Genomic DNA, 22409 nt, shown 5'->3' with positions numbered 1-22409 from the left:
GAAGGCTCCTTAGAATGCGCTGAGTTCGACGGTGGGCTGGCGGGCGTCGGCGTGCAGCGCGCGTTGCCCCAGGGTCAGGTTCCGGATGCGAACGCCCGGATTGGCCAGCACTTCGCCGATGACGGACGTCAGCTCGTTGGCGAGGCCTTGCACCAGCGCTTCGCTGAACCGCCCCGCGTGATAGACGACGCGGATCGCGAGGCCCTCGGCGCGCGGTTCGGCCAGGAACCAGAAGTCCGTCGCGGCTTCGGTGTCCGCGCCCTGCGGGTCGTGGTCCGGCAGCTCCGCGATATGCACTTGTCCCGCATAGCGATCGACGGGGCCGTGCCGCTGGTTCTGCAGCGTCAGGCCGATGTCGAAGAGCGGATTGCGTCCCGCCACGCGTTTGACGTGCAGCTCGTCGAGCAGGCGGTCCAGCGGATACAGCGGGTGCGAGAACGCTTCGAGGGTGGTGTCCCGCACGCGGGCAAGCAGCGTGTCGAACCGGTCGTCGCCCGCGACGCGATCGCGCAGCGCCAGCACGTTCAGGTAGGGGCCGACCTGCGACTCGAGTTCGGGCAGCTCGCGGCCCGCGACCGGCGTGCCGACGACGATGTCCTCCTGGCCGGAACGGCGGTAGAACAGCGCCTTGATCGCGGACAGCAGCGCGATGAACAAGGTCGCGCCGTGGCGCTTGCCGAGCGATTCCAGCGCCGTCGTCTCGGCGGCGGGCAGCTCGAATCGCCAGGATTTCCAGCTCGGCGCGGCCGGCTGCGCGACGTCGCCCGGCAGGTCCAGCGCGCGCAGGCCGCCGCCCAGCTTGGTCAGCCAGTAGTCCTTCATGCGCGCGCCGTCCGGCCCGGCGAGCAGGCGGTTCAGCCAGCCGGCGTAGTCCTTGTACTGGATCGGGAGGGCGGGCAGCGGATCGTCGCGACGCTGGACGAATGCGTCATAGAGCGCCGACAGGTCGTCGAGCAGGACCTCCGTGGACCAGCCGTCGCTCACGATGTGATGCATCGTGCAGATGCAGACGTGACGGACTTCGGAAAGCCTGAGCAGCTTGACGCGGAACAGCGGGCCGGCGGCGAGATCCATCGGCGCGAGCCGTTCGCTTGCCTGGATCGACGCGGCCTGGGCATCGCGGTCCTCGGCCTCCTGCAGATCCACGACCTCGACCGGGAACGCGGCTTCGCCGGGCGGCAGGACTTGCTGGACCGGCTGGTTGTCTTCCAGCACGAAACGCGTGCGCAGGATCTCGTGACGCTCGCTCAACGCGCGGAACGCTCGCACGAGCGCGTCCACGTCCAGCACGCCCTCGAACAGCAGCGACGTGGGCAGCGGCCCGCCGGCTTGCGCCGCATGGAGACGATCCTGGACCCACAGCCGCGTCTGGGCCGGGGAGAGCGCGTAGCTTGCCTGCGCCGGCAGCGGCGTCACCGGCGCGTAATCGATCGGCTGCGTATCGGCGATGCGCTTCGCGAGGCTCGAGATGGTGGGGAGTGCGAACAGGCTGCGGATTTCCAGCTTTGCATGCAGATCGCGACGGATGCGCGCGACGACCTTCGTCGCCAGCAGCGAATTGCCGCCCAGCTCGAAGAAATTGGCGGTCGTGCTGATCCGAACCTTGCCGAGCACTTCCTGCCAGATCGCCGTCAACTGCGCTTCGAGCGCGTTGACGGGCGCCACATAATCCAGGCCGTCGCCGGGTTCGGGCAGTCTGGCGCGATCGAGCTTGCCGTTGGGCAGCTGCTCGAACGCGCTCACGACGACGAACGCGGCGGGCACCATGTAATCCGGCAGCCGCTGCCGCAGGTGGCCACGCACCGCGTCGACCAGTTCGGCTTCGGGGTGCGACGAGCACAGCCATGCGACCAGTCTCGCGCCGTCGTCCACGCCGCGCAGCGCCACGACGGCGGCGTCGACCAGCGGGTGCGAAGTCAGCGCGGCCTCGATTTCACCGGGTTCGATGCGCAGGCCGCGCAGCTTGATCTGGTGATCGATGCGGCCGAGGAACTCGATGTTGCCGTCGGCGCGGTAGCGCGCGAGATCGCCGGTACTGTAGAGGCGCGCGAGCGGGTCGGTGGAGAACGGATCGGCGACGAACTTCTCGGCGCTCAGTTCAGGTTCGCCGTGGTAGCCGCGCCCGACCGGCGTGCCGCCGATCAGCAGTTCTCCGGGCACACCGATCGGCGTGGGCTGCATCTGCGCATCGACGATGTAGAGGCGGGTGTTGGCGATCGGCCGGCCGATCGGGACGATGCGGTGCGGATCGTCACGGCGGCATTCCCACGCGGTCACGTCGACAGCGGCCTCGGTCGGGCCGTAGAGGTTGTACAGCTTGACGTCCAGGCGCTCGAGGCAACGCTGCTGCAGGTCGTGGGGCAACGCCTCGCCGCTGCACACGACGCGGCGCAGCGATGCGCAGTGCGCGTCGAGGTCGGGATGGTCGAGGAACGCACGCAGCATCGACGGCACGAAATGGAGCGTGGTGATGCGTTCGCGCTCGATGAGCTCGACCAGATAGTCGGTCTCGCGCTGGCCGCCGGGGCGCGCGAACACGAGGCGCGCACCGGTGACGAGCGGCCAGAAGAGTTCCCAGACCGAGACGTCGAAGCTGAACGGGGTTTTCTGCAGCACCGTATCGTCGGCGCCGAGCGCGTAGGCGTGCTGCATCCAGAGGATGCGGTTGGTGATCGCGCGATGGGTGTTGAGCGCGCCCTTGGGCCGGCCGGTCGAGCCGGACGTGTAGATCATGTAGGCGAGGTTGTCGCCGTTGAGCGCGGGCGCGGGGTTGGACGTCGCCGCGGCATCGAGGTCGAGCGAGTCGCTATCGACGACGATCACGTGTGCGTCGGTCTCGGGCAGCGCGTCGCGCAGATGCTGCTGGGTGAGGAGCCAGCGCAACTGCGCGTGGTCGATCATGTAGCGCACGCGCTCGGCGGGGTAGTCGGGGTCGACGGGGACGTAGGCGCCGCCGGCCTTGAGGATCGCGAGCAATGCGACGCTCATGTCGAGGGAGCGCTCCATCGCGACGCCGACGAGTGCATCGGGGCCGACGCCGAGGTCGATGAGGCGGTGAGCGAGGCGGTTGGCGCGCAGGTTGAGTTCGGCGTAGGTGAGCGTCTGGTCATCGAAGACGGCCGCGACAGCATCCGGCGTGCGCTCGACCTGCTGTTCGAACAGCCGATGCAGCGGTTGCGCGGCGGCGTCGCCGAAATCCGTGTCGGTGCGGTTCCACTCGACCGTCATCAGGTTCCGCTCCGCATCGCTCGTCAACGGCAGCTTGGCGATGGCGGCCGACGCATCGTCCGCGAGATGCGTCAGCAGGGTCCGGTAGATGTCGAGGAAACGCTGCACCGTGCTCGCGTCGAACAGATCGGTGTTGTAGTCGCAATCGATCAGGAGTGCCTGCCCCGCGTCGAGCACGTTGACGTTCAGGTCGAACGCGGTATGGCGAATCAGCGGCGCCACGAGGCCGACCGTCAGGCCCGGCAGTTCGGGCAGCGCCGACACGGGTTCGAGGTTGAAGACCGCCGATACCAGCGGCGCGGCGTTGAGATCGCGCTGCGCGCCGATTTCGCGGACCAGCTCGGCGAACGGATAATCCTGGTGCTCGAGCGCGTCGAGCAGGTTCTGCCGGGTGCCGGCCAGGAAGCTGGCCACGGTGGCCTGCTCCGGCAGCGTCGAGCGCAGCGGCAGCAGATGCGTGCAGTAGCCGGCGAGGCGGTCGCTGCCGGCCACGGAGCGGCCGGTCACCGGGATGCCGGTGACGATCGCTTGCTGGCCGGCGACGCGGTGCAGGAACAGGTTGAAACCGGCGAGCAGCACCATGTAGAGCGTGCAGCCGTTCTGACGGGCCGCGGTGCGCAGCGTCGCGGCCGCCGCCGCGTCGAGATGCAGCGACACGCGCCCGCCGTGAAACGTCTTCACCGCGGGCCGCGGGTAGTCCACCGGGAGATTCAGCGGGGCGGCCTGGTGCGCGCATTGCGCGAGCCAGTACTCGCGATTCGCCTTCATTTCCGGGCTGTGGCGCTGGCCGTCGAGCTGCTTCAGGTATGCGCGAAACTGCAGCGGCGCGTCGGCCGGCGCCGCACCGGCATACGCGCGGGCCAGGTCCTCGAGCAGGACCCCGAACGTCGAGCCGTCGCAGATGATGTGATGGGCCGTCATCACCAGCAGGTGACGCTCGCTGCCCACGCGCACGAGCGCGGCCCGAAAGAGCGGGCCGTTCACCAGATCGAACGGCTGGCGGCTTTCCTGCTCCCGCCATGCGTCCTGCTCCGTGTCGATCAGCGGAATGTCTAGTGTCAGCGACGGATGCACGATCTGGCCCGACCCGTCCGCCATCACCGTGGTGCGCAGCGCCTCGTGCCGGTCGACCAGGCTCTGGACGGCCGCGCGCATCGCGGCTTCGTCGAGCCGGCCGTTCAGTTCGAGCGTGGTGTTGACGTTGTACGCGAGCGACCCTTCGGGATCGATTTCCGACAGCACCCACAGCTGGCGTTGCGCTTCGCTCAGCGCGGCCACCGTGCCGTGTTTCGAGTGCGGCCGGATGAAGCCGCCCCGGCGCAGGTCGGCGACGCTGTCCTTCACCGCGCGGATGAAGCGGTCGATATCCTCGTCCGTATGCGCGGTGGACAGGAAGCAGGTGCGCCATTCCCAGATATAGATGCCCTTTTCGAGCATGTGATAGAAGAACAGGTCGAGGTTCTCGGTGAATTCGAAGCGGAACATCGAGCCGAACCACGTGACCTTGATCGGCGCCTCGGCCTCCACGAAGAACGCATTCAACGTGGCGGCGATCCGCGCGGTGCGTTCGTTGAGCGCGGCCTGCAGCGCCGGGCCTTCCTGTTCGATCTTCTCCAGCACGGCCAGCGCGGCCGCCATCGCGAGCGGATACTGGCAGAAGGTGCCGCCGAACGCGGTGCGGTCCGCGGCGGGGAACGAGTGGTCGCCGTAGGTCCACATGCCGCCGTCGATCGCATCCATGAAGCGGCTGGTGCCGGCGATCACGCCCAGCGGCAGGCCGCCGCCGATGATCTTGCCGTACGTCGCGAGATCGGCCCTGACGCCGAACATCGCTTGCGAGCCGCCCGGATGGACGCGAAAGCCGGTGATCATTTCGTCGAAGATCAGGGCGACGCCGGCCTCTTCGGTGATACGACGCAGTTCCTTCAGGAAGGCGACGGGCTGCAGCGACGGGTTGCGGCTCTGCACCGGCTCCACCATCACGGCGGCGAGCGTCGACGCCATCCCGCGAATGGCGTCGAGCGCGGCGTCGCTGCCGTAGTCGAGCAGGATCATGTTCTCGACCGAGCCGAACGGCACGCCGGGGGCGATGGTTTCCGTCACGCCGTCCGCGTTCGCCGCGGCGAGCGTGCCGTCGGCATGGCCGTGATACGAATGCGTGAACATCACGATCTTGTCGCGCCCGGTCACGGCGCGTGCGAGCCGCATCGCGGTCATGACGGCCTCGGTGCCGGTGTTCGAGAACGCCACGCGATCGAGGCCGGTCACGCGGGCAAAGCGCGCGGCGACTTCGCCGACGAGGCTGGAGCGCGCGCCCAGTTCGAGCGGGCGCTGCCATTCGCGGGTGACCTGCTGCTGGATGAAATCCGGCGTGTGGCCGAACAGATGCACGCCGAAGCCCATCGTGAAATCGATGTACTCGTTGCCGTCGATGTCCCACAGCCGCGAACCGGCCGCGCGATCGCCGACGATCGGATACAGCATCTCCTTGGTCGAAAAGCGGAAGCCGACCGTGGCGCGGCTGTCGGCCAGCACCGGGCGCGACGCCTGCACCGAGTCCTTCGATTTCCGGGTGCGCGTCGTGTAGCGCACGATCAGCGCCTCGAGATGCTCCTGCTGCGCGGCGGACAAGCCGCGCGCCCGCTGCTGGACCGGGCTGCCCCACGGCATCATCGGCTTGGGCGGCGCATTGTCGGCCGCGGCCGCGGCGGCGGCTGGCGCGGGCTTCGCCGCGGGCGCGGCGGCCGGGGCCGCGATCGCCGCCTTGGGGGCGACGCTCGCCGTGCTCGCGACGGCTTGCGCGGCGGCCGTCGCCGGCCGGACGCCGGCCTGCCCGGTCAGCGACGTGCGCAGCAGTTCCATCTGCTGGCTCATCACGTGGGACAGCAACTGATTCTGCTCCCGCAGCACGCGCTCGACCGTGGAGCCGCCTTCGGCCGCCACCCATTCCACCGGGGCGGCGGCGAGCGGCGCAAGCGCCTGCGCGGACGGCGCGACCGCGACCGCCACCGCCGCCGTGGACGGTTCCGCCACAGCCTCGGAAGCGCCCACGACCTCGGCCCCGGTCGGCGCGGCGGCCGCCGGCAGGTTGTCCGCGACATATTCGGCGAGCGCCTGCACCGTCGCCAGGTCTTCGAAGAAGCGGCGCATGGCCAGCTTCACGCCGTACTCCGCCTCGATGTGCCGGATGGCCTCGATCAGCACGATCGAGTCGGCGCCCATCTCCAGGAAGGGCAGTTCGATGTTGATGGTGGCGGGGTCGGCCTGGATCAATTCGCCGATCTTGCCGCGAAGCCATTCGAGCACCTCGCCGCTGCGATTGTGCGTCGGTGCGGTGGCGAGGGGTGATGCGCTTGTCTGAGTCATGGACGTGTCCGCTTTCTGGAACCAGGTACGGCTGCGTTGGAAGGGATAGGACGGCAATGCGATGCGTGCGGGTGCGGGTGTTTCGGTCGGGGCCCAGTCGACATCGACGCCGCGGGCATACAGGGTCGACAGCGTTTCGATCAGCGCTTGCTGCTCGACTTGCGGCCGCTGCAGGGCAAGGAACTGGATCCCGGCGTCCGGCGCACAGCACGCGCGGGCCAGGTTGACGAGCACCGGCTTGGGGCCGATTTCGACCAGCACGTTGAAACCGGCTTCGGCGAGGCGCTCGACGCTGCGCGCGAACTGCACCGGCTCCCGGCAGTGCCGGCGCCAGTACAGGTCGGTGGGCGCGTCGTCCATCACGGCGCCCGTGAGATTCGAATAGAACGGGATCGCCGGGCGCGCGACGGGCACGGCTTTCGCCGCCGCCTGGAAGCGGTCCAGCATCGGCTCGAGCAGCGGCGAGTGAAACGCGTGCGACGTATTGAGCGGCACGGACCGGATGTCCTGCGCGGCGAACGCGTCGACCAGCGTCGCGATGCGTTCGCGCTTGCCGGAGATCACGATGCTCGCCGGGCCGTTGACGGCCGCCACCGCGACCTCGTGCGGCCACGCTTCGATCGCGCGCTCGACGGTGGCGAGGTCGGTGAAAATCGCCGCCATCTCGCCGTCGCGGGGCAACGCCTGCATCAGCCGGCCGCGTTCGGCGATCAGCCGCAGGCCGTCTTCCGGCGAGAAGACGCCGGCCGTGCACGCCGCCGCGTACTCGCCGACGCTGTGGCCCATCACGGCGTCGGGCACCACGCCGAACGACGCCAGCAACGTGGTGAGCGCGTACTGCAGCGAGAACAGGGCCGGCTGGCTGTAGCCGGTCTGGTGGATGTCGTCGCCCGCGGCCGACAGCACGTCGAGCAACGGCTTGTCGAGCAGTGGATCGGCCACCGCGCGGCAGCGGTCGATGGCGTCGCGGAACACCGGATACGCGTCGTACAGGCGGCGGCCCATGCCGGCGTATTGCGAACCCTGGCCGGTGAACAGGAAGGCCATCTTCACGCGGGGCGCGGGCTGCGTCGTGCCGGCGGGTTCCTTCGCGTGGAAGGCGCGCAGCTTGTCGAGGGCGTCGTCGAGCGACGTCACCGGCCACGCGAGCCGATGCGCGAAATGCGAGCGGCCGGTCGCCGCCGAAAAGGCCACGGCCGCGATGTCGAGACCGGGTTCGGCTTCGAGCCGCCGCTGATAGCGCCCGGCAAGCTCGCGCAACGCCGCAGGGGTCTTGGCCGACAGCACCAGCGGATGCACCTTGTGTCTCGACGGTGTCACCGGCCGCGCCGGCGCGGGCGCTTCTTCGAGCACCAGGTGAGCGTTGGTGCCGCTCGCGCCGAACGCGCTGACGCCGGCTCGCCGCGGCCGTTCGCCGCGCGGCCACGCGCTCGCCTCGGCGCAGATCTCGAGGGGCAGCGCGTCCCACTGCACCAGCGGGCTCGGCTGGCGGAAATGCAGGTGGGCGGGCAGGCGGTCGTGGTTCAGCGACAGCACGACCTTGATGACGCCCGCGATGCCGGCGGCGGACTCCGTGTGGCCGATGTTGGTTTTCACCGAGCCGACGCGCAGCCGCCGACCTTCATCACGGCCATCGCCGAATACCGTCGCCAGCGCCTGCAATTCGACCGGATCGCCGAGCGGGGTGCCGGTGCCGTGCGCTTCCACGTAATCGATGGACGCGGCGGGCAGCCCGCCCAGTGCCTGGCGGATCACGGCTTCCTGCGCCCGTCCGTTCGGCGCGGTAAAGCCGCTCGACGCGCCGTCGTGGTTGACGGCCGAACCCCGCAGCACGGCCAGCACGCGATCGCCGGCGGCGAGCGCGTCGGACAGGCGCTTGAGCACCAGCGCGCCGCAGCCTTCGCTGCGCACGAAGCCGTCCGCGGACGCGTCGAAGGTCTTGCAGCGGCCGTCCGGCGCCAGCGCCCGCGTGCGCGAGACGGCGATGGAGTTGTCCGGCGACAGGATCAGGTTGACGCCACCCGCGATGGCGAGATCGCACTCGCCGCTGCGCAGGTTCTGGCTGGCGGTATGGATCGCGGTGAGCGACGACGAGCACGCGGTATCGATCGCCATGCTCGGCCCCTGCACGCCCAGTCCGTAGGAGATGCGGCCGGCCGCCGTGTTCAGCGGATTGCCGGTGAAGAAATAGCCGTCGATGCCGGCGCCGCCGCCGTTGCGAAGCTGCAGGTTCGCGTAATCGTTGGTGGTGATGCCGACGAACACGCCGGTCCGGCTACCCTTGAGACTGTCGACCGGAATGCCGGCGTGTTCCAGCGCTTCGTGACTGACTTCGAGCAACAGGCGCTGCTGCGGATCCATCGCGTTCGCTTCGCGCGGCGTGATGCGGAAAAACGCCGGATCGAACTGGTCGACGTCGTCGAGAAAACCGCCGAAGCGGCAATACATGCGCCCCGGCGCTTCCGGATCGGGATCGTAGTACGCGTCGACATCCCAGCGCTCGCGCGGCACTCCGGAGATCGCATCCACCCCGTCGTTCAGCAAGTTCCAGTAGGCGTCGAGATTCTGCGCGGCGCCCGGAAACCGGCAGCTCATGCCGACGATCGCGATCGGCTCCGGCGTGCCGGCCTCGCGGGCCTCGATGGCCGGCGCGATCGGTCGCGGCTGCTGCTGCGGCACGGCCTGCGTCTGCGCCGGTGCCGCATGCGCGTCCGCCGCCGTGCCGGACGCCTGCTCCGCGAGGAAATCCGCGAGGGCGTTGACCGTCGGATGATCGAACAACAGCGCGACCGACAACGGAATGCCCAGCGCGGTTTCGAGCTGCGTGCGCACGTCCAGCGCCATCAGCGAATCCATGCCCATCTCGAAGAAGCCGAGATCGCGATCCAGCGTCCCCGCGTCGTAGCCGAGCACCTGGGCCACCGCGCGATCGATGCTGTCCGCCAGCAGGCGCTTGCGCTCGCGCGGCGACGCGTCGCTCAACGCCGGCATCGCCGTCGCGCCGGGCGCGCTTTTGGCCACTCGCACGCGGTCGAGGAACGGCCTGGGTCCGCGCGCCTCGTAGGAGCCCTGGAACAGCGCCAGGTCGATATCGACGACCGCGACCTGGGGCACGTCGGGGAGGCGATTCAGCACGTCGAGCGCGCGATCCGCCGCCAGCGACCGGATGCCGACCCGCCGCAGCAGCGCTTCCGCCTCGGGGAACGTCATGCCGCCATCCGCCCACGGCCCCCAGTTCACGCTCAGCGCCGGCAGGCCCTGGCCGCGGCGATGATGCGCGAGCGCGTCGAGGAAGCGGTTCGCGGCGCTGTAGTGCGCCTGCTCGCGCGAACCCCACGCGGACGCGATCGACGAAAACAGGATGAAGAAATCGAGCGGGAAGTGCCCGCTGTGCTGATGGAGCAGCCACGCGCCGGCGACCTTCGGTTGCAGCACCGCGTCCAGCTCCTCGCGCCCGACCTGCATGATCGGCTTGTAGCCGACGATGCCGGCCGCGTGCACGATGCCCCGCAGCGGCACGCCGTCGCGCCGGAGCGCGGCGAAGAAATCGGCGACCGCCGCGGGGTCGGCGATATCGACGCGCTCGCAGCGCAGCGATACGTTCCGCTCGCGCAGCTCGGCGATTGCCCACCGGCTCTCGTCGCTCGCGGCCCCTTGCCGGCCAACCAGGATCAGCGTGCGTGCGCCGCGCGCCGCCAGCCACCGGGCGGTGTGCAGCCCGAGCGCGCCGAACCCGCCGGTGATCAGGTAGGCCGCGTCCGGGTCGACCGGCAGCGCGGCGGTTTCGGCTGGCGCGAGCGGGCTCAGGCGCGCGGCATGGCGCGCGCCGTGCCGCAATGCCACCTGTTCCTCGCGGCTCTCGCCGAGTAGTTCCTGGAGCAGCGCCTGCGTCTCGTCTTCCGGCGCGGCCGGGTCGAGATCGATCGCGGTGCCGAACCATTCCGGATGCTCGATCATCGCCCCGCGTGCCAGGCCCGACAGCGCAGCCTGCGCGAGCCCGGATACCTGCGGCGCTGCGCCGGCTTCCACCGCGTCGCGAGTGACCACCGAGATCCTGGGCCGGGTCGATGGCGTCCACTCGCGCTCGCCGCCGACCAGTGCATGCACGAGATGCAGCAGCGCCGTGGACATGCGCGTCTCGCCGACGGCCTCGTCCAGCGCCCACAGAAAGACGATGCGCTGGCCGGGGGCGGCGGTCTCGTTCAGCAGGCGGACGAAGTCGTCCGGCCGTTCGGGCGCGACCTGCCAGCCCGCTTCCACGTCGGCGACATAGTCGAGGCCGGGGCGCACCAGCGAGCAGGCTGCGCCGCGCGCGCGCAGCAGCGCCGCAAGTCGCTCGCCGGCACCGCTCGCGTCCGCGAAGATCAGCCACGGCGACGCGTCGGCGGCGACCGGTGCCGCCGGCAACGCGGCCTGCGGCTCCCACACCACGTGATAGAGCGGGCTTTCGTTCGACGCGGTGGTTTCGGCGGAGGCGAATGCCGTCCTGAGCAGGTCCGGCAGCGCGTTCAGCATGTCCTCGGGGTACTTGCCGGACGACTTGAGGTGCCGCACCGCGGCGTCGATGCTGCCCGCATCCATGCCGACGACGGGCGACGGGATCTTCTCCAGGCTGAAGCGCTGCCGCTCGAACGGGTAGTTCGGCAGGGTCGTGGCGGGCTGGGCGGGCGCCGGGAACAGCGCGCGCCAGTCGAACTGCGCGCCCTGCACGTACAGCGCCGCGAGTGCGTGTTCCAGTGCATCGCCCGCGCAGGGCGGCGGCAGCCAGCCGTCGGCGAGCCCTTCCGGCGGGTGCGGCGCGTCGGCTTGATCCGATGCGCGGGCCAGTTGCAACCAGTACGACGGGTGGGTCACCTCGTCGGTCACTTCGGCGCCGAGACAGCCGGAAATCAGGCGGACCGACGGCCGTGCGAGCGAGATGTCCTGAAGCACGGCGCGCAACGCTTCGGCATCCGAACGGGCGGCCACGACGCGCAGCGCGTCGGCGGCGCTCAAGACGCCCGCCACGCAGGCCGCGACATATTCGCCGATACCGTGGCCCGACACGACGGCTGGGCGGATGCCCCATTCCTTCCACAGTTCGGCCCACGCGAACTGGATCGCGAAGCGGCCCGCGTCGGTATCGACTGCTTCCAGCGGCACCGCGCAACGCGCGAACGCATCGCGGAACAGCGGTTCCGACGCGTGGAGCGCGCGCGCGGCGCCGGTGTCCGGCGCGCCGAACATGAAGCCCACGCGCAATGCCTTGCCCGTGCGCGCCGCTGCCGCCGACATTTCCCTCACACCCGCTACATAGGCCGCGCGAAACGGATAGTGACTTCGTCCGGTGGCGGCGGCGCGGCAGATGGCGGCCAGCTCCTGCGGCGTCGCGCCGGCGATCGCGCGCTCGTAGCGCTGCGCGAGCGCCGCCAGCGCCGCTTCGGATCGTGCCGACAGCAGCAGCAGCGCGCGCTGCGCGGCGTGCGCCGGCGCGACGGGCGGTTCCTCGACGATCGCGTGGGCATTGGTGCCGCTGAATCCGAACGCGCTCACCCCGGCGATGCGCTTGCGTTCCCCGCGCTGCCACGCGACCGGATCGGCGGCGACGCGGATCGGGATGTCCTGCCACGGCGTATGCGGATTGGGTCGGGTGAAATGCAGGTGCGGCGGAATCCGGTCGTGCTCGAACGACAGCAGGACCTTGATCAGGCCGGCGATGCCGGAAGCCGACTCCAGATGCCCGATATTGGTCTTGACCGAACCGATCACGAGCGGCTCGTCCGCCGCGCGCCCGGGGCCGTAGACGCCGGCCAGCGCTTCGACCTCGATCGGGTCGCCGAGGGACGTCCCGGTACCGTGGGCCTCGACATAGGAGACGTCGCCGGGCGCGAGGCCGGCCTGGTTCAGTGCGCGGCGGATCACCCGTTCCTGCGAATCGCGGCTCGGCACGGTCAGCCCGCCGCCCGCGCCGCCCTGGTCGACCGCCGTGCCGCGCACGATGCCGAGCACCCGGTCGCCGTCGGCGAGCGCGTCGGCGAGGCGCTTGAGCACCACCATGCCGCACCCTTCGCCGCGCACGTAGCCGTCCGCCGCCGCGTCGAAGGTCTTGCAGCGTCCGTCCGGCGACAGCATGCGCGCCTGCGAGAAACTGACCATGACCTCGGGCGACAGCATCAGGTTGACGCCGCCCGCGAGTGCCATGCCGGTTTCGCGTGAGCGCAGGCTTTCGCAGGCCAGGTGCAGGCACACCAGCGACGACGAGCAGGCGGTGTCGATCGCCATGCTCGGGCCGGTGAGGCCCAGCACGAACGACAGCCGGCCCGCGGCCATGTTCAGCGCGCTGCCCGTGCCCGCGTAGCTGCTCGACGGCATCGACGCATTGGACACCTGGATCGCGTGGTCGAAGCAGGTGATGCCGACGTACACGCCCGTGGCGGACTGCCGGAAGCGCTCGGGCGCGAGATGGGCGTTCTCGAGCGCCTCCCACGCCACTTCGAGCAGGAGCCGTTGTTGCGGATCGAGGTAGGTCGCTTCGCGCGGCGCGATCCCGAAGAACGCCGCGTCGAATTGATCCACGCGTTCGAGAAAGGCGCCGTGGCGGGTCGCCATCTTGCCGGGCGCGGACGGATCGGGGTCGTAGTAGCGATCGATGTCCCAGCGTTCGCCCGGCACTTCGGTGACGGCATCGCGCGCGCCGTCGAGCAGTTGCCAGAACGCGTCCGGCGTATCGCTGCGGCCGGGGAAGCGGCAAGCCATGCCGATGACGGCGATCGGCTCGTTGCGGTCCGAACGCAGCGCCGCGATTTCCGCGCGCCGCAGGCGCAATTCGTCGAGCGCGGCTTTCAGTGCATGCGTGGCCTTGGCGTTCATTGGGCGCCGATCTCCTGGGCGATCAGTTCGGAAAGGTCGTCCTCGTCGAGGTCGTCGGATGCTTCGTCGACGGCCGGCGCGGGGAGCGACGGCGACAGTTCGTTGAGCACGTACCGGGCGAGCGCCCGCAGGTTCGGATAGGAAAAGAACAGCGTCGCGCGAAACGGCCGGCCGAACACCTTGGTGAGGCGATCGGTCAGTTCGAGCGCGACCAGCGAATCCAGGCCGAGATCGAGCAGCGATTGCTCGGGCGCGATGGCGTCGGGGCCGGACAGACGCAAGGTCTCGGCGAGCATCGCCGCGAGCGTGTCGGTGACGAGCTCGACCCGCTCGCGCGGCGCGCACGCATGCAGCTGGCGCAGCAACGCCGTGTCCTGCTGCACGGGCTGCGCGGCCGGTTGCGCCAGCTCGGAAAACAGCGCGGACCCGGCAGCCGGCGCATCGACCCGGAACAGGGTCGGCCAGTCGATTTGCGCGACCCCGGACTGGGCGACGCCGGACGCCATCAGCCGTTCCAGCGTCGCGATGGCCAGTTCGGGCGGCAGCGTGCCGACGCCGAGCGCGCCGAGTTGTTCGTGCGCGCGCCGTCCGTAGTCGGTGGCGGCATGGCCGATCTCGGCCCACGGCCCCCAATTGACGCTGAGCCCCGGTTGCCCCTGCGCGCGCCGATGCTGGGCGAGCGCGTCGAGGAAGCTGTTCGCCGCCGCGTAGTTGCCCTGGCCCGGCATGGTGATCAGCGCGGCCATCGACGAGAACAGCACGAAATGGTCGAGCGGCAAGCCGGCCGTCAGCTCGTGCAGATACCAGGCGCCGTCGGCCTTGCCGCTGCCGGCGCGATGGAAGGCGTCGTCGTCCTGGCGCGTCAGCAGCGCATCGTCGAGCGCGCCGGCGAGGTGAAAGACCCCTTTGAGCGGCGGCATCGATTGCGCGATTTCACCGAGCGCCTGCTCGACGTCCTCGCGACGCGACAGGTCGGCGCGAATGAACCGCGCGTCGAGCGTGCGCAGGATTTTCTCGTGCGCGGCGGAAGGCTCGCCGCGCCCCAGCAGCACGATTTTCCCGGCGCCGTGGTCGGCGAGCCAGGACGCGAGCCGCAAGCCGAGCCCGCCGAGCCCGCCGGTCACGAGATACGTTGCGTCATCGTGGAACCGGATCGGCCGGTGGCTGACGAATTCGCGATTGTCGCGGGCGATGCGCGCGACGTAGCGCTGGTCGCGGCGAAACGCGATCATGTCTTCCCGGCCGCCCGTCTGTACCGCTTGCACGATGTGCGCCGCCGACGGCTGCGCGGGATCGAGGTCGACGAGCCCGCCCCACAGCGCCGCATGCTCGACCGCGATCGCGCGGCCCAATCCCCACAGGGGCGCCTGCGCGACGGCGATCGATTCGCCCTCCAGAACATTCATCGCGCCCGACGTCACCAGCCACAGACGCGCCTGCCGGGCCGACGGCGCGCGTGACGCAAGCGCCCTCACCAAGTGCAGCACGCTCGTGCTGGCACGCCGTCTCGCCGCGATGTCGGCGGGCGCGAGATCGAGACTCCACAGGTGGATGACGCCCTTCAGCGGGCGGTCGGGCGCGGGCAGTTCCGGCGTCGCGTCGGCGAAGCGCAGCGTGCACGTATCGCCCGCGCTTTCCAGCAGCGCCGACAGTTGCGCGCCCACGCCGCCACGGTCCGCGAGAATCAGCCACTCGCCGTGCGCCGAACCGCCGGTGGCCGCGTCGACGTTCGACGGTCTCCAGACGCGTTGATAAAGCAGCGCGGCGAAGTCGTGCCGCTCGGCGGCGCGCCCCGCGCGCACCTGCTGCAACCGCAGCGCATCGATCTCGATCAGCAGTCGCCCGGCGAGGTCATGGACGCGGATGTCGCCCTCCAGCGCGCCGTGCCCGACCGGCTTGCGCAGCGTGGCGTGACTCCATGCGTCGGCCGACGACGGCGGCTGATGAATCCGCACCGCACCGATCGAGCTGGGCAGGTACAGGTCGCCGGCCTCCAGCGCGTCCGGGTCGATGGCGGCGGCGAGCACGCGGCTGCACGCGTCGAGAAAGGCGGGATGGATCTGATAGGGCGACGACGCCAGCGCGTCAGCCGGCAGGCTGATTTTCCCCAGCGCCTCGCCGGTCGTGCGCCAGATCTGCCGGATCGCGTCGAACACGCCGTCGATCTGCACGCCGTGCTGCCGGATTTCGCCGTTGAAGTCCGCGCCCGACGTCGTTTCCGGGCAGCGCGCCTGCACCTCGGCGGCATCGAATCGCGTCGGCGCGGCGGATGGCCTGGGGGCGCACATCTCCCGCAGTCGGCGCAACTGCGGAAGATTGCCGAGGATCCGCTCGACCGGCGGACCGAAATCGAGCAGGCAGGCCACCTCATCCACGCCGATCGACGCGAGATCCCGCACCAGGTCGACGCAGGTTTCCGGCGTGCCGATGAGCCCGCGCGATTGCGCGAAGCGTTCATAGAGAAACTCGACGAACTCGTCCAGTTCGCGCGCGCCCATCGCGCGCACGTCGACCGACTGGCCGCGACTCTGCGCCAGCCCGTTCAACAGCCCGATATTGCCGCGGATGTAGTTGCAGAACGGCACGCGCGCCTGTTCGCGCGCCTGCGCCGCATCGTCGCCGACGAACGTGTGCAGCATCACGGACACGGTGCCGGCCGCCGGATCGAAGCCGTGCTTCGCGCGCGCGTCGCGGTAGAGGGCGATCTTGTGCGCGAGCTGGTCGCGATCCTGGTCGAGCACGTGGGTCAGCAGGTTGGCGCCGGTTTCGCCGGCGCGCACGAACGTCTGCGGATTGCTCGCGGCGGTCACCCACACGGGCAGCTCCGGCTGCACCGGCGTCGGATAGATGCGCAACTGCATCGGCTTGCCGACGCCGTTCGTCGCATCCAGCAGGCCGCCGCGCCACAGATGCTGGACCGTGCGCATCGTCGCCAGCATGTCGTCCTGCCGGCTCGCATATTTGTCCGGGGCGAACACGAAGTCGTCCGGATTCCATCCGGACGCGAACGACACGCCCACGCGGCCGTTCGACAGGTTGTCCACCATCGACCATTCTTCCGCGATCCGGATCGGGTTGTGCAGCGCCGCGACCACGCTGCCCGCGACCAGCTTCACGCGTTGGGTGGCCGCCGCGAGCGCGGCGTGCAGGACGGCGGGATTCGGGTACAGCGAGCCGAATTCGGTGAAATGGCGCTCCGGCACCCAGACGCTGGAAAACCCGTTCGCATCGGCGAAGCGCGCGCTTTCCATCACGAGCTGGTACTTGTTGCCGGACAGCGCCTCTTCACTGCTGGCGAAGAACATCAGGCCGAATTTCATGCGTGGCTCCGATCCGATTCGTGAATTTCGGCACTCGCGCACATCTGCCACGTCGCGGCGGCGCGGGTGTCGTCGATCCGGTGATAGACGGCAAACGAAAACGGTCCCCAGGACCGGCGGCTCAGCACGGTCTGCACGGTGCGCGATGCATGCGGATGCAGCGGCAACGGCGCATGCAGCGCGAGGTCCTTCAACGTCGTATGGCCGGCAGCGCCGATTTCCGACGTGGCCGACAGCGCCATTTCCACGAACGCGGAATAGGGCAGGACGGGCGAGCCCTTGACGCGATGACCGTCGAGAAAGGTGGTGGCCGGCGCATCGAGACGCGATTGCCAGATCCACGTGGCCGGCGCATGCGCGTGCTGCTCCATGAGGCGGCCGAGCAACGGATGCCGCGGCGCACGTGGCGTGATCCAGAAGCCGCGACGCTCGAACGGGTAGGTCGGCAGCGCGAGCCGGCGGTGCGGTGCGCCCCGCTCCACGGCATCCCAGTCGATCGACGCGCCGCGTACGTACAGCGCGGCGAGCGTGTGCAGGATCGCGTCCCACGCGGCCGTGTGCGTGCCGATGTCGATCACGACGCGGTTTTCCGCCGCACCGCCGTCCGGCGTCTGCGGCACGTCCGCCCACGAGGCTGCGGCGCGATGCCCGTCGCCGGTGCTGCTGACGGCATTCGGCGTGATGCCGAACGACATCCACAGTTGCGCGAGCGCGCGCTGGAATGCCGTGAACCCGGCTTCGGCGAGGGCGAGCCCGGGCGTCTCGGATTGCCGCTGCATCAGCGCGTCGAAAGCGGGGCAGTCCGAGCGCAATTGCCGAACCGCGTCGGCGCTGCCGCCGTCGTCGGCGCAAAAGTGGAATGTCACCGCAGGCGGTGTTTCCGCAGGCTCGCCGGCCGAAACGGCGTCAAGTTGCGAACGCAACGAATCGAGACTCGATGCGACGATGGCCGCGCGCCGCGTGAAGTGGGTGCGCCCGGTATTGGTCGTGAATGCGACATCCCGAACACTGGCCTCGGGATGGGTGTCGAGATAGGCCGCATAGGATGCAGCCAGCGCGTGCAACGCTTCCGGCGTGCGCGCGGAGAGCGTCACGACGCGCGCCGCGGGCGCTGCCGGGTCGGCTTCGATCTCCGCGGGCCGGGGCGCTTCGGACAGGATCAGGTGCGCGTTGGTGCCGCCGAAGCCGAACGAACTGACGCCGGCCACGCGCGGCCCGTGTTCCGCATGCCACGGCGTGACCTGCTGCGGCATGCGGAAGGGCGTGCCGTCGAGCGCGATTTGCGGATTGATCGACCGGAAATGGAGGTTCGGCGGAATGGCGCGATGGTGTAGCGCAAGGGCGGTCTTGATCAGGCTGGCGATGCCTGCCGCCGATTCCAGGTGGCCGATGTTGGTCTTGACCGAGCCGATCCAGCAGTGCTCGTCCGGCCGGCGGGAGTCGTTCAGCACGGCCGCCAGCGCGTTCAATTCGATCGGGTCGCCGAGCGGCGTGCCCGTCCCGTGCGCCTCGACGAAGCCGATGTCCTGCGCGCGTACGCCGGCATCGCGCAGCGCACTGTGAATCACGGCCTGCTGCGCCGGGCCGTTGGGCGCGGTCAGGCCATGGCTGCGTCCATCCTGGTTCACCGCGGAGCCGCGGATCACGGCGAACACGGTGTCGCCGTTCGCGAGCGCATCGTCGAGCCGCTTGAGCAGCACCATGCCCACGCCTTCGCCGCGCACATAGCCGTTCGCTGCCGCATCGAACGCCTTGCATCGACCATCCGGCGACAGCATGCCAGCTTGCGTGAAAGAGGCGCTCAATTGCGGCGCCAGAATCAGGTTGACCCCGCCGGCCAGCGCCGCATCGGACTCGCCGCGCTGCAGTGCGCGGCACGCCTGATGCACGGCGACGAGCGACGACGAACACGCGGTATCGACCGCCCAGCTCGGGCCACGCAAATCGAGCGCGTAGGAAATGCGGTTGGCGGCGACGCTGAGCGCGTTGCCCGTCGCGACGTAAGGGCCGACGTCCGCGACTTCGTCCTGCGCCAGCCGGATGTAGTCCGAATTGCTGATGCCGACGATGACCGCGGTGCGGCCGCCGGCGAGACTGCCGGGTGCGATCCCCGCATGCTCGAGCGTCTCCCAGGCCACCTCCAGCAGCAGACGCTGTTGCGGATCCATCGATTCGGCTTCGCGGGCGCTGATGCCGAAGAAAGCCGCATCGAACTGATCGACCTGTTCCAGCAGTCCGGCGGGCGGAAGGTCGGCGCCGCGCTGCGTCGACGCGCCGACCGCGTCCCGGCCCTCCAGCAGCAGCTGCCAGAATGCGTCGGGATTGCCGGCGCCGGGGAAACGGCATCCCATGCCGACGATCGCGATATCCGCGCGTGCTGCGGCCGAGCCGGGCGCCGGGTCCGGCGTGGCATGCCCGGTGCCGCTCAAATGGCGCGCCAGCAGGGAAATACTCGGAAAGTCGTAGACGACGGTCGGGGAAACCGGCCGCCCGAGCCAGTCCTGCAACTCGCCCGAGAGCTGGATGGCGTCCTTCGAATCGAGCCCGTGGATGCTGAACGGTGCGTCGGGGTCGATCTTGCCGACGTCGATTCCCGACAGACGCGAGACACGCTCGACGCACCACTGCACCAGCGCTTGCGTGTCGCGTGGCGTGGCCGTTTGCGGGGCGGCCGGCGGCGCGGAGAACGCACGGCGCCACTCGCCCGCGATCGCGAGCCCCTGTTCATCGATGAATGCCTGCCGGATCCGGCTCCGCTGGATTTTTCCGCTGGACGTGCGCAGGATCGTGGCGGGCTTCAACAGCACAGCCGCATACAGGTCGACGTCATGCACTTCGGCGAGCGTGCGCCGGATCTCCGCGGCGACGGCTTCCGCGTTCAGCGTGTTGAGCGCTTCACGGCGCACTTCACAGGTGACGACGATCCGCTCCACGTTGTCGACGTTGATCGAGAAGGCCGCCGATGCATTCGGCGCCAGCGCGGGGTGGCTTCCCTCCGCGGTTTGTTCGAGATCCTGCGGGTAGTGATTGCGGCCGGCCACGATGATGAGGTCTTTCAAACGGCCGGTGACGAACAGGTCCTCGCCATCGACGAAGCCGAGATCGCCCGTGCGCAGGTACCGTGCGTCATCGCCATCCAGCTTCGCGCGAAAGGTGCGTTCCGTTTCCTCGATACGGTTCCAGTAGCCGACGCCGACGCTCGGGCCGGTCAGCCAGATTTCGCCGATCCGGCCGGGCGCGCAGCGCTCACCGGTATCCGGATTCACGATCCGCAGGCGGTGCTCCGCCCAGGGCCGGCCGCATGAGACCAGCGCGTGGCGCTTGCCGGAGTCGCTTCTCGTCGCCACGCCTTGCGCGAGGCCGTCGGCGTCGTAGTCCGCCACGCGCGGCAGCGAGCGTGCGGGCTGACCGGAGATGAACAAGGTCGCCTCGGCCATCCCGTAGACCGGGCGCATGGTGTGCGCGTGGAAGCCGCATGCGGCGAAGGCGTGCGAAAAACGCGCCACCGACTCCGCGCGCACCGGTTCCGCGCCGTTGAACGCGACACGCCAGCTGCTCAGATCGAGCTGCGCGCGCGCGTCATCGGAGACTTTGCGCGCGCACAGGTCATACGCGAAATCCGGCGCGGCGCAATGCGTGCCGCGATACTTCGTGATGGCCTGCAGCCAGCGGAGGGGCTTCTGCACGAACGCCGCGGGCGCCATCAGCACCGACAGCACGCCGAGATAGATCGGCAGCAGCACCTTCCCGAAGAACCCCATGTCGTGAAACACCGGGAGCCAGCTGACGAACACCGTCGACGCATCGGCATCGCTCGCCTCGGCGATGACCGCCATGTTGCTCAGGATGTTCGCATGACTGATCATCACGCCTTTCGGCGTACCGGTGGAGCCTGACGTGTATTGCAGAAGCGCCAGCGTCTGAGGCGTGATGTCCGGTGCGCGCCAGTGTTCGGCCGGCGCGTCGAAGCGCTGGTCCGTCGCGAGGATCTTCAGTTCCAGCGTGTCGGAGTAACCGTCCGCGTGATGCGCGATGCCGTCGAGCGTGGCTGCATCGGTCAGCGCGACGACCGGCCCGGCGTCGGCGACGATCGCCTTGAGACGATCGGCGGGGCGATGCCTGCGCGGTGGATACGCAGGTACGCCGATCAGGCCGGCGTACAGGCACCCCACCCATGCGCAGATGAATTCCAGCCCGGGCGGATAAACCAGCAGGACGCGATCACCCGGTTGCGCGATGTCCTGCAGCCTGGCGGCGATGCCGCGCGCCCGCTTGTCGAGGTCGCCGAACGTGAGCCGGGTCAGTTCCGCTTCGCCGTTCTCGAGAAAAATGAATGCGGTTTTTTCCGGTTCGACCTTGCCGCGAAACAACAGAATTTCTGTAACAGTCCTGAATTTTGTATCGGGAAGCATGCTCAACCTTCGTTGTCTTCTAAACGTTGAATATCTCAGGACCGGTCGTGGCGATCCCGCCAAGCGTGCTTCGTTGGACGGTATTGAAATTAGAGCATCGCTCTAATCCGACGTCTGCCCCGTAATCCAAGGACACGGCGTTTCGCGCACCGGATCAATACGGCTTGTTATTGAGGTGCGCGCTCGCGCTTGCTAACGATCGGCGCTTCCTGCGAGGTCGGGCGCGTACGGGTCCAGCAGTGACACGACAACCTTGCGCTCGCCTTCGAACGGGTTGCGGCCATGCGCGAAGCGCATGTTGTCGACCAGCAGGACGTCGCCTCGCTGCCATGGGAACGTGATCGCGCATGCGCGGAACGCGGTGCGGATCTGCTCGAGGTCGGCGAGATCGAATGGACTCCCGTCGCCATGGCTGGCATTGCGCGGAATGCGATCCTCGCCGAACAGGCTGACGATCGAACGGGCGAGCGAGGCTTCCAGGTTCGACAGATGGAACAGATGGGCCTGATTGAAGAACACGCGGTCGCCGGTGACCGGATGGTAGGCCACGCCCTGGTTGACCTGGGCGGTGCGCAACGTGTCGTCGTCGAGCCATTCGTGCTCGATGCCGTTGTCCGCGCAGAAGGCGGCAACCTGGCTGCGGTCGCGGGTCTGGAACACGGTTTCCCACGGAATGTCGACGTGCCGCCGGTAGTGCCTGACATAGCGGACCTGTTTCGCCTCGAAGTGATCCAGGAGGCGCGGCCCGATCCGGCGGCTCACCTCCCGCATGTCGGCAATCGGCGTTTCGCCGCCGGTCGCGGCCGGCGTCAGGCAACAGAATGCGACTCTCAGCGGCCAGCTTCGTTGATAGGCGTTTTCGCAATGAAGGGCGATCGTCTCGCTCGGCGGATACTCGGTCGCGGTGAAGATGCCGTTGCCGATCGAGGTGCGCGGCGTGGAACGATAGACGTAGTCGGACTGATGGGCCGACATCGCGTGAGCAAACGCTTCGAAGCCGCCCACGGATGAAACGTCGAAGCCGCGAAACAGCAGTGCGCCATGTTCCACCAGCCGGGATTCGAGTGCCACCCGGTTGTCGTTCACCGCCTGCGCGAGATCACGCCCGTTCGACACGGGTTCCAGCAGCCACGGCGAGCTACCCTCGGCAAGCAGCTTGCGTTCCGTCATGCCCAGCATCGTCAATAGTCCTTTCCTGTTCGTGGATCACGGCGAAACCGAACGGGTCGGCCTG

At 69.2% G+C, this 22409-nt stretch carries 4 protein-coding genes; all 4 read right to left on the bottom strand.

Features of this window, described 5'->3' with window-relative positions:
* Positions 1-9: 9 nt before the first annotated feature.
* Positions 10-13443, bottom strand: a complete 13434-nt coding sequence (locus CFB39_RS34625; protein ID WP_089476341.1) for a hybrid non-ribosomal peptide synthetase/type I polyketide synthase — start codon at positions 13441-13443, stop codon at positions 10-12.
* Complete coding sequence (locus CFB39_RS34620) at positions 13440-16763, bottom strand: bifunctional LLM class flavin-dependent oxidoreductase/SDR family oxidoreductase (RefSeq protein ID WP_089476340.1); 3324 nt, start codon at positions 16761-16763, stop codon at positions 13440-13442. Before CFB39_RS34620 ends, CFB39_RS34625 begins: the two co-directional genes overlap by 4 nt.
* On the bottom strand, positions 16760-21175 hold the full coding sequence (locus tag CFB39_RS34615; protein WP_089476339.1) for a beta-ketoacyl synthase N-terminal-like domain-containing protein: 4416 nt from the start codon (positions 21173-21175) through the stop codon (positions 16760-16762). Before CFB39_RS34615 ends, CFB39_RS34620 begins: the two co-directional genes overlap by 4 nt.
* Positions 21176-21367: 192 nt before the next feature.
* A complete protein-coding gene (locus CFB39_RS34610; protein WP_089476538.1) occupies positions 21368-22354 on the bottom strand; it encodes a TauD/TfdA family dioxygenase in 987 nt (328 codons plus the stop codon).
* Positions 22355-22409 lie beyond the last annotated feature (55 nt).

Source organism: Burkholderia sp. AU6039 (genome assembly GCF_002223365.1).
Taxonomy (GTDB): domain Bacteria; phylum Pseudomonadota; class Gammaproteobacteria; order Burkholderiales; family Burkholderiaceae; genus Burkholderia.
Note: the sequence above shows the minus strand (reverse complement) of the source record. Positions and strands in the feature narration are given on the sequence as shown.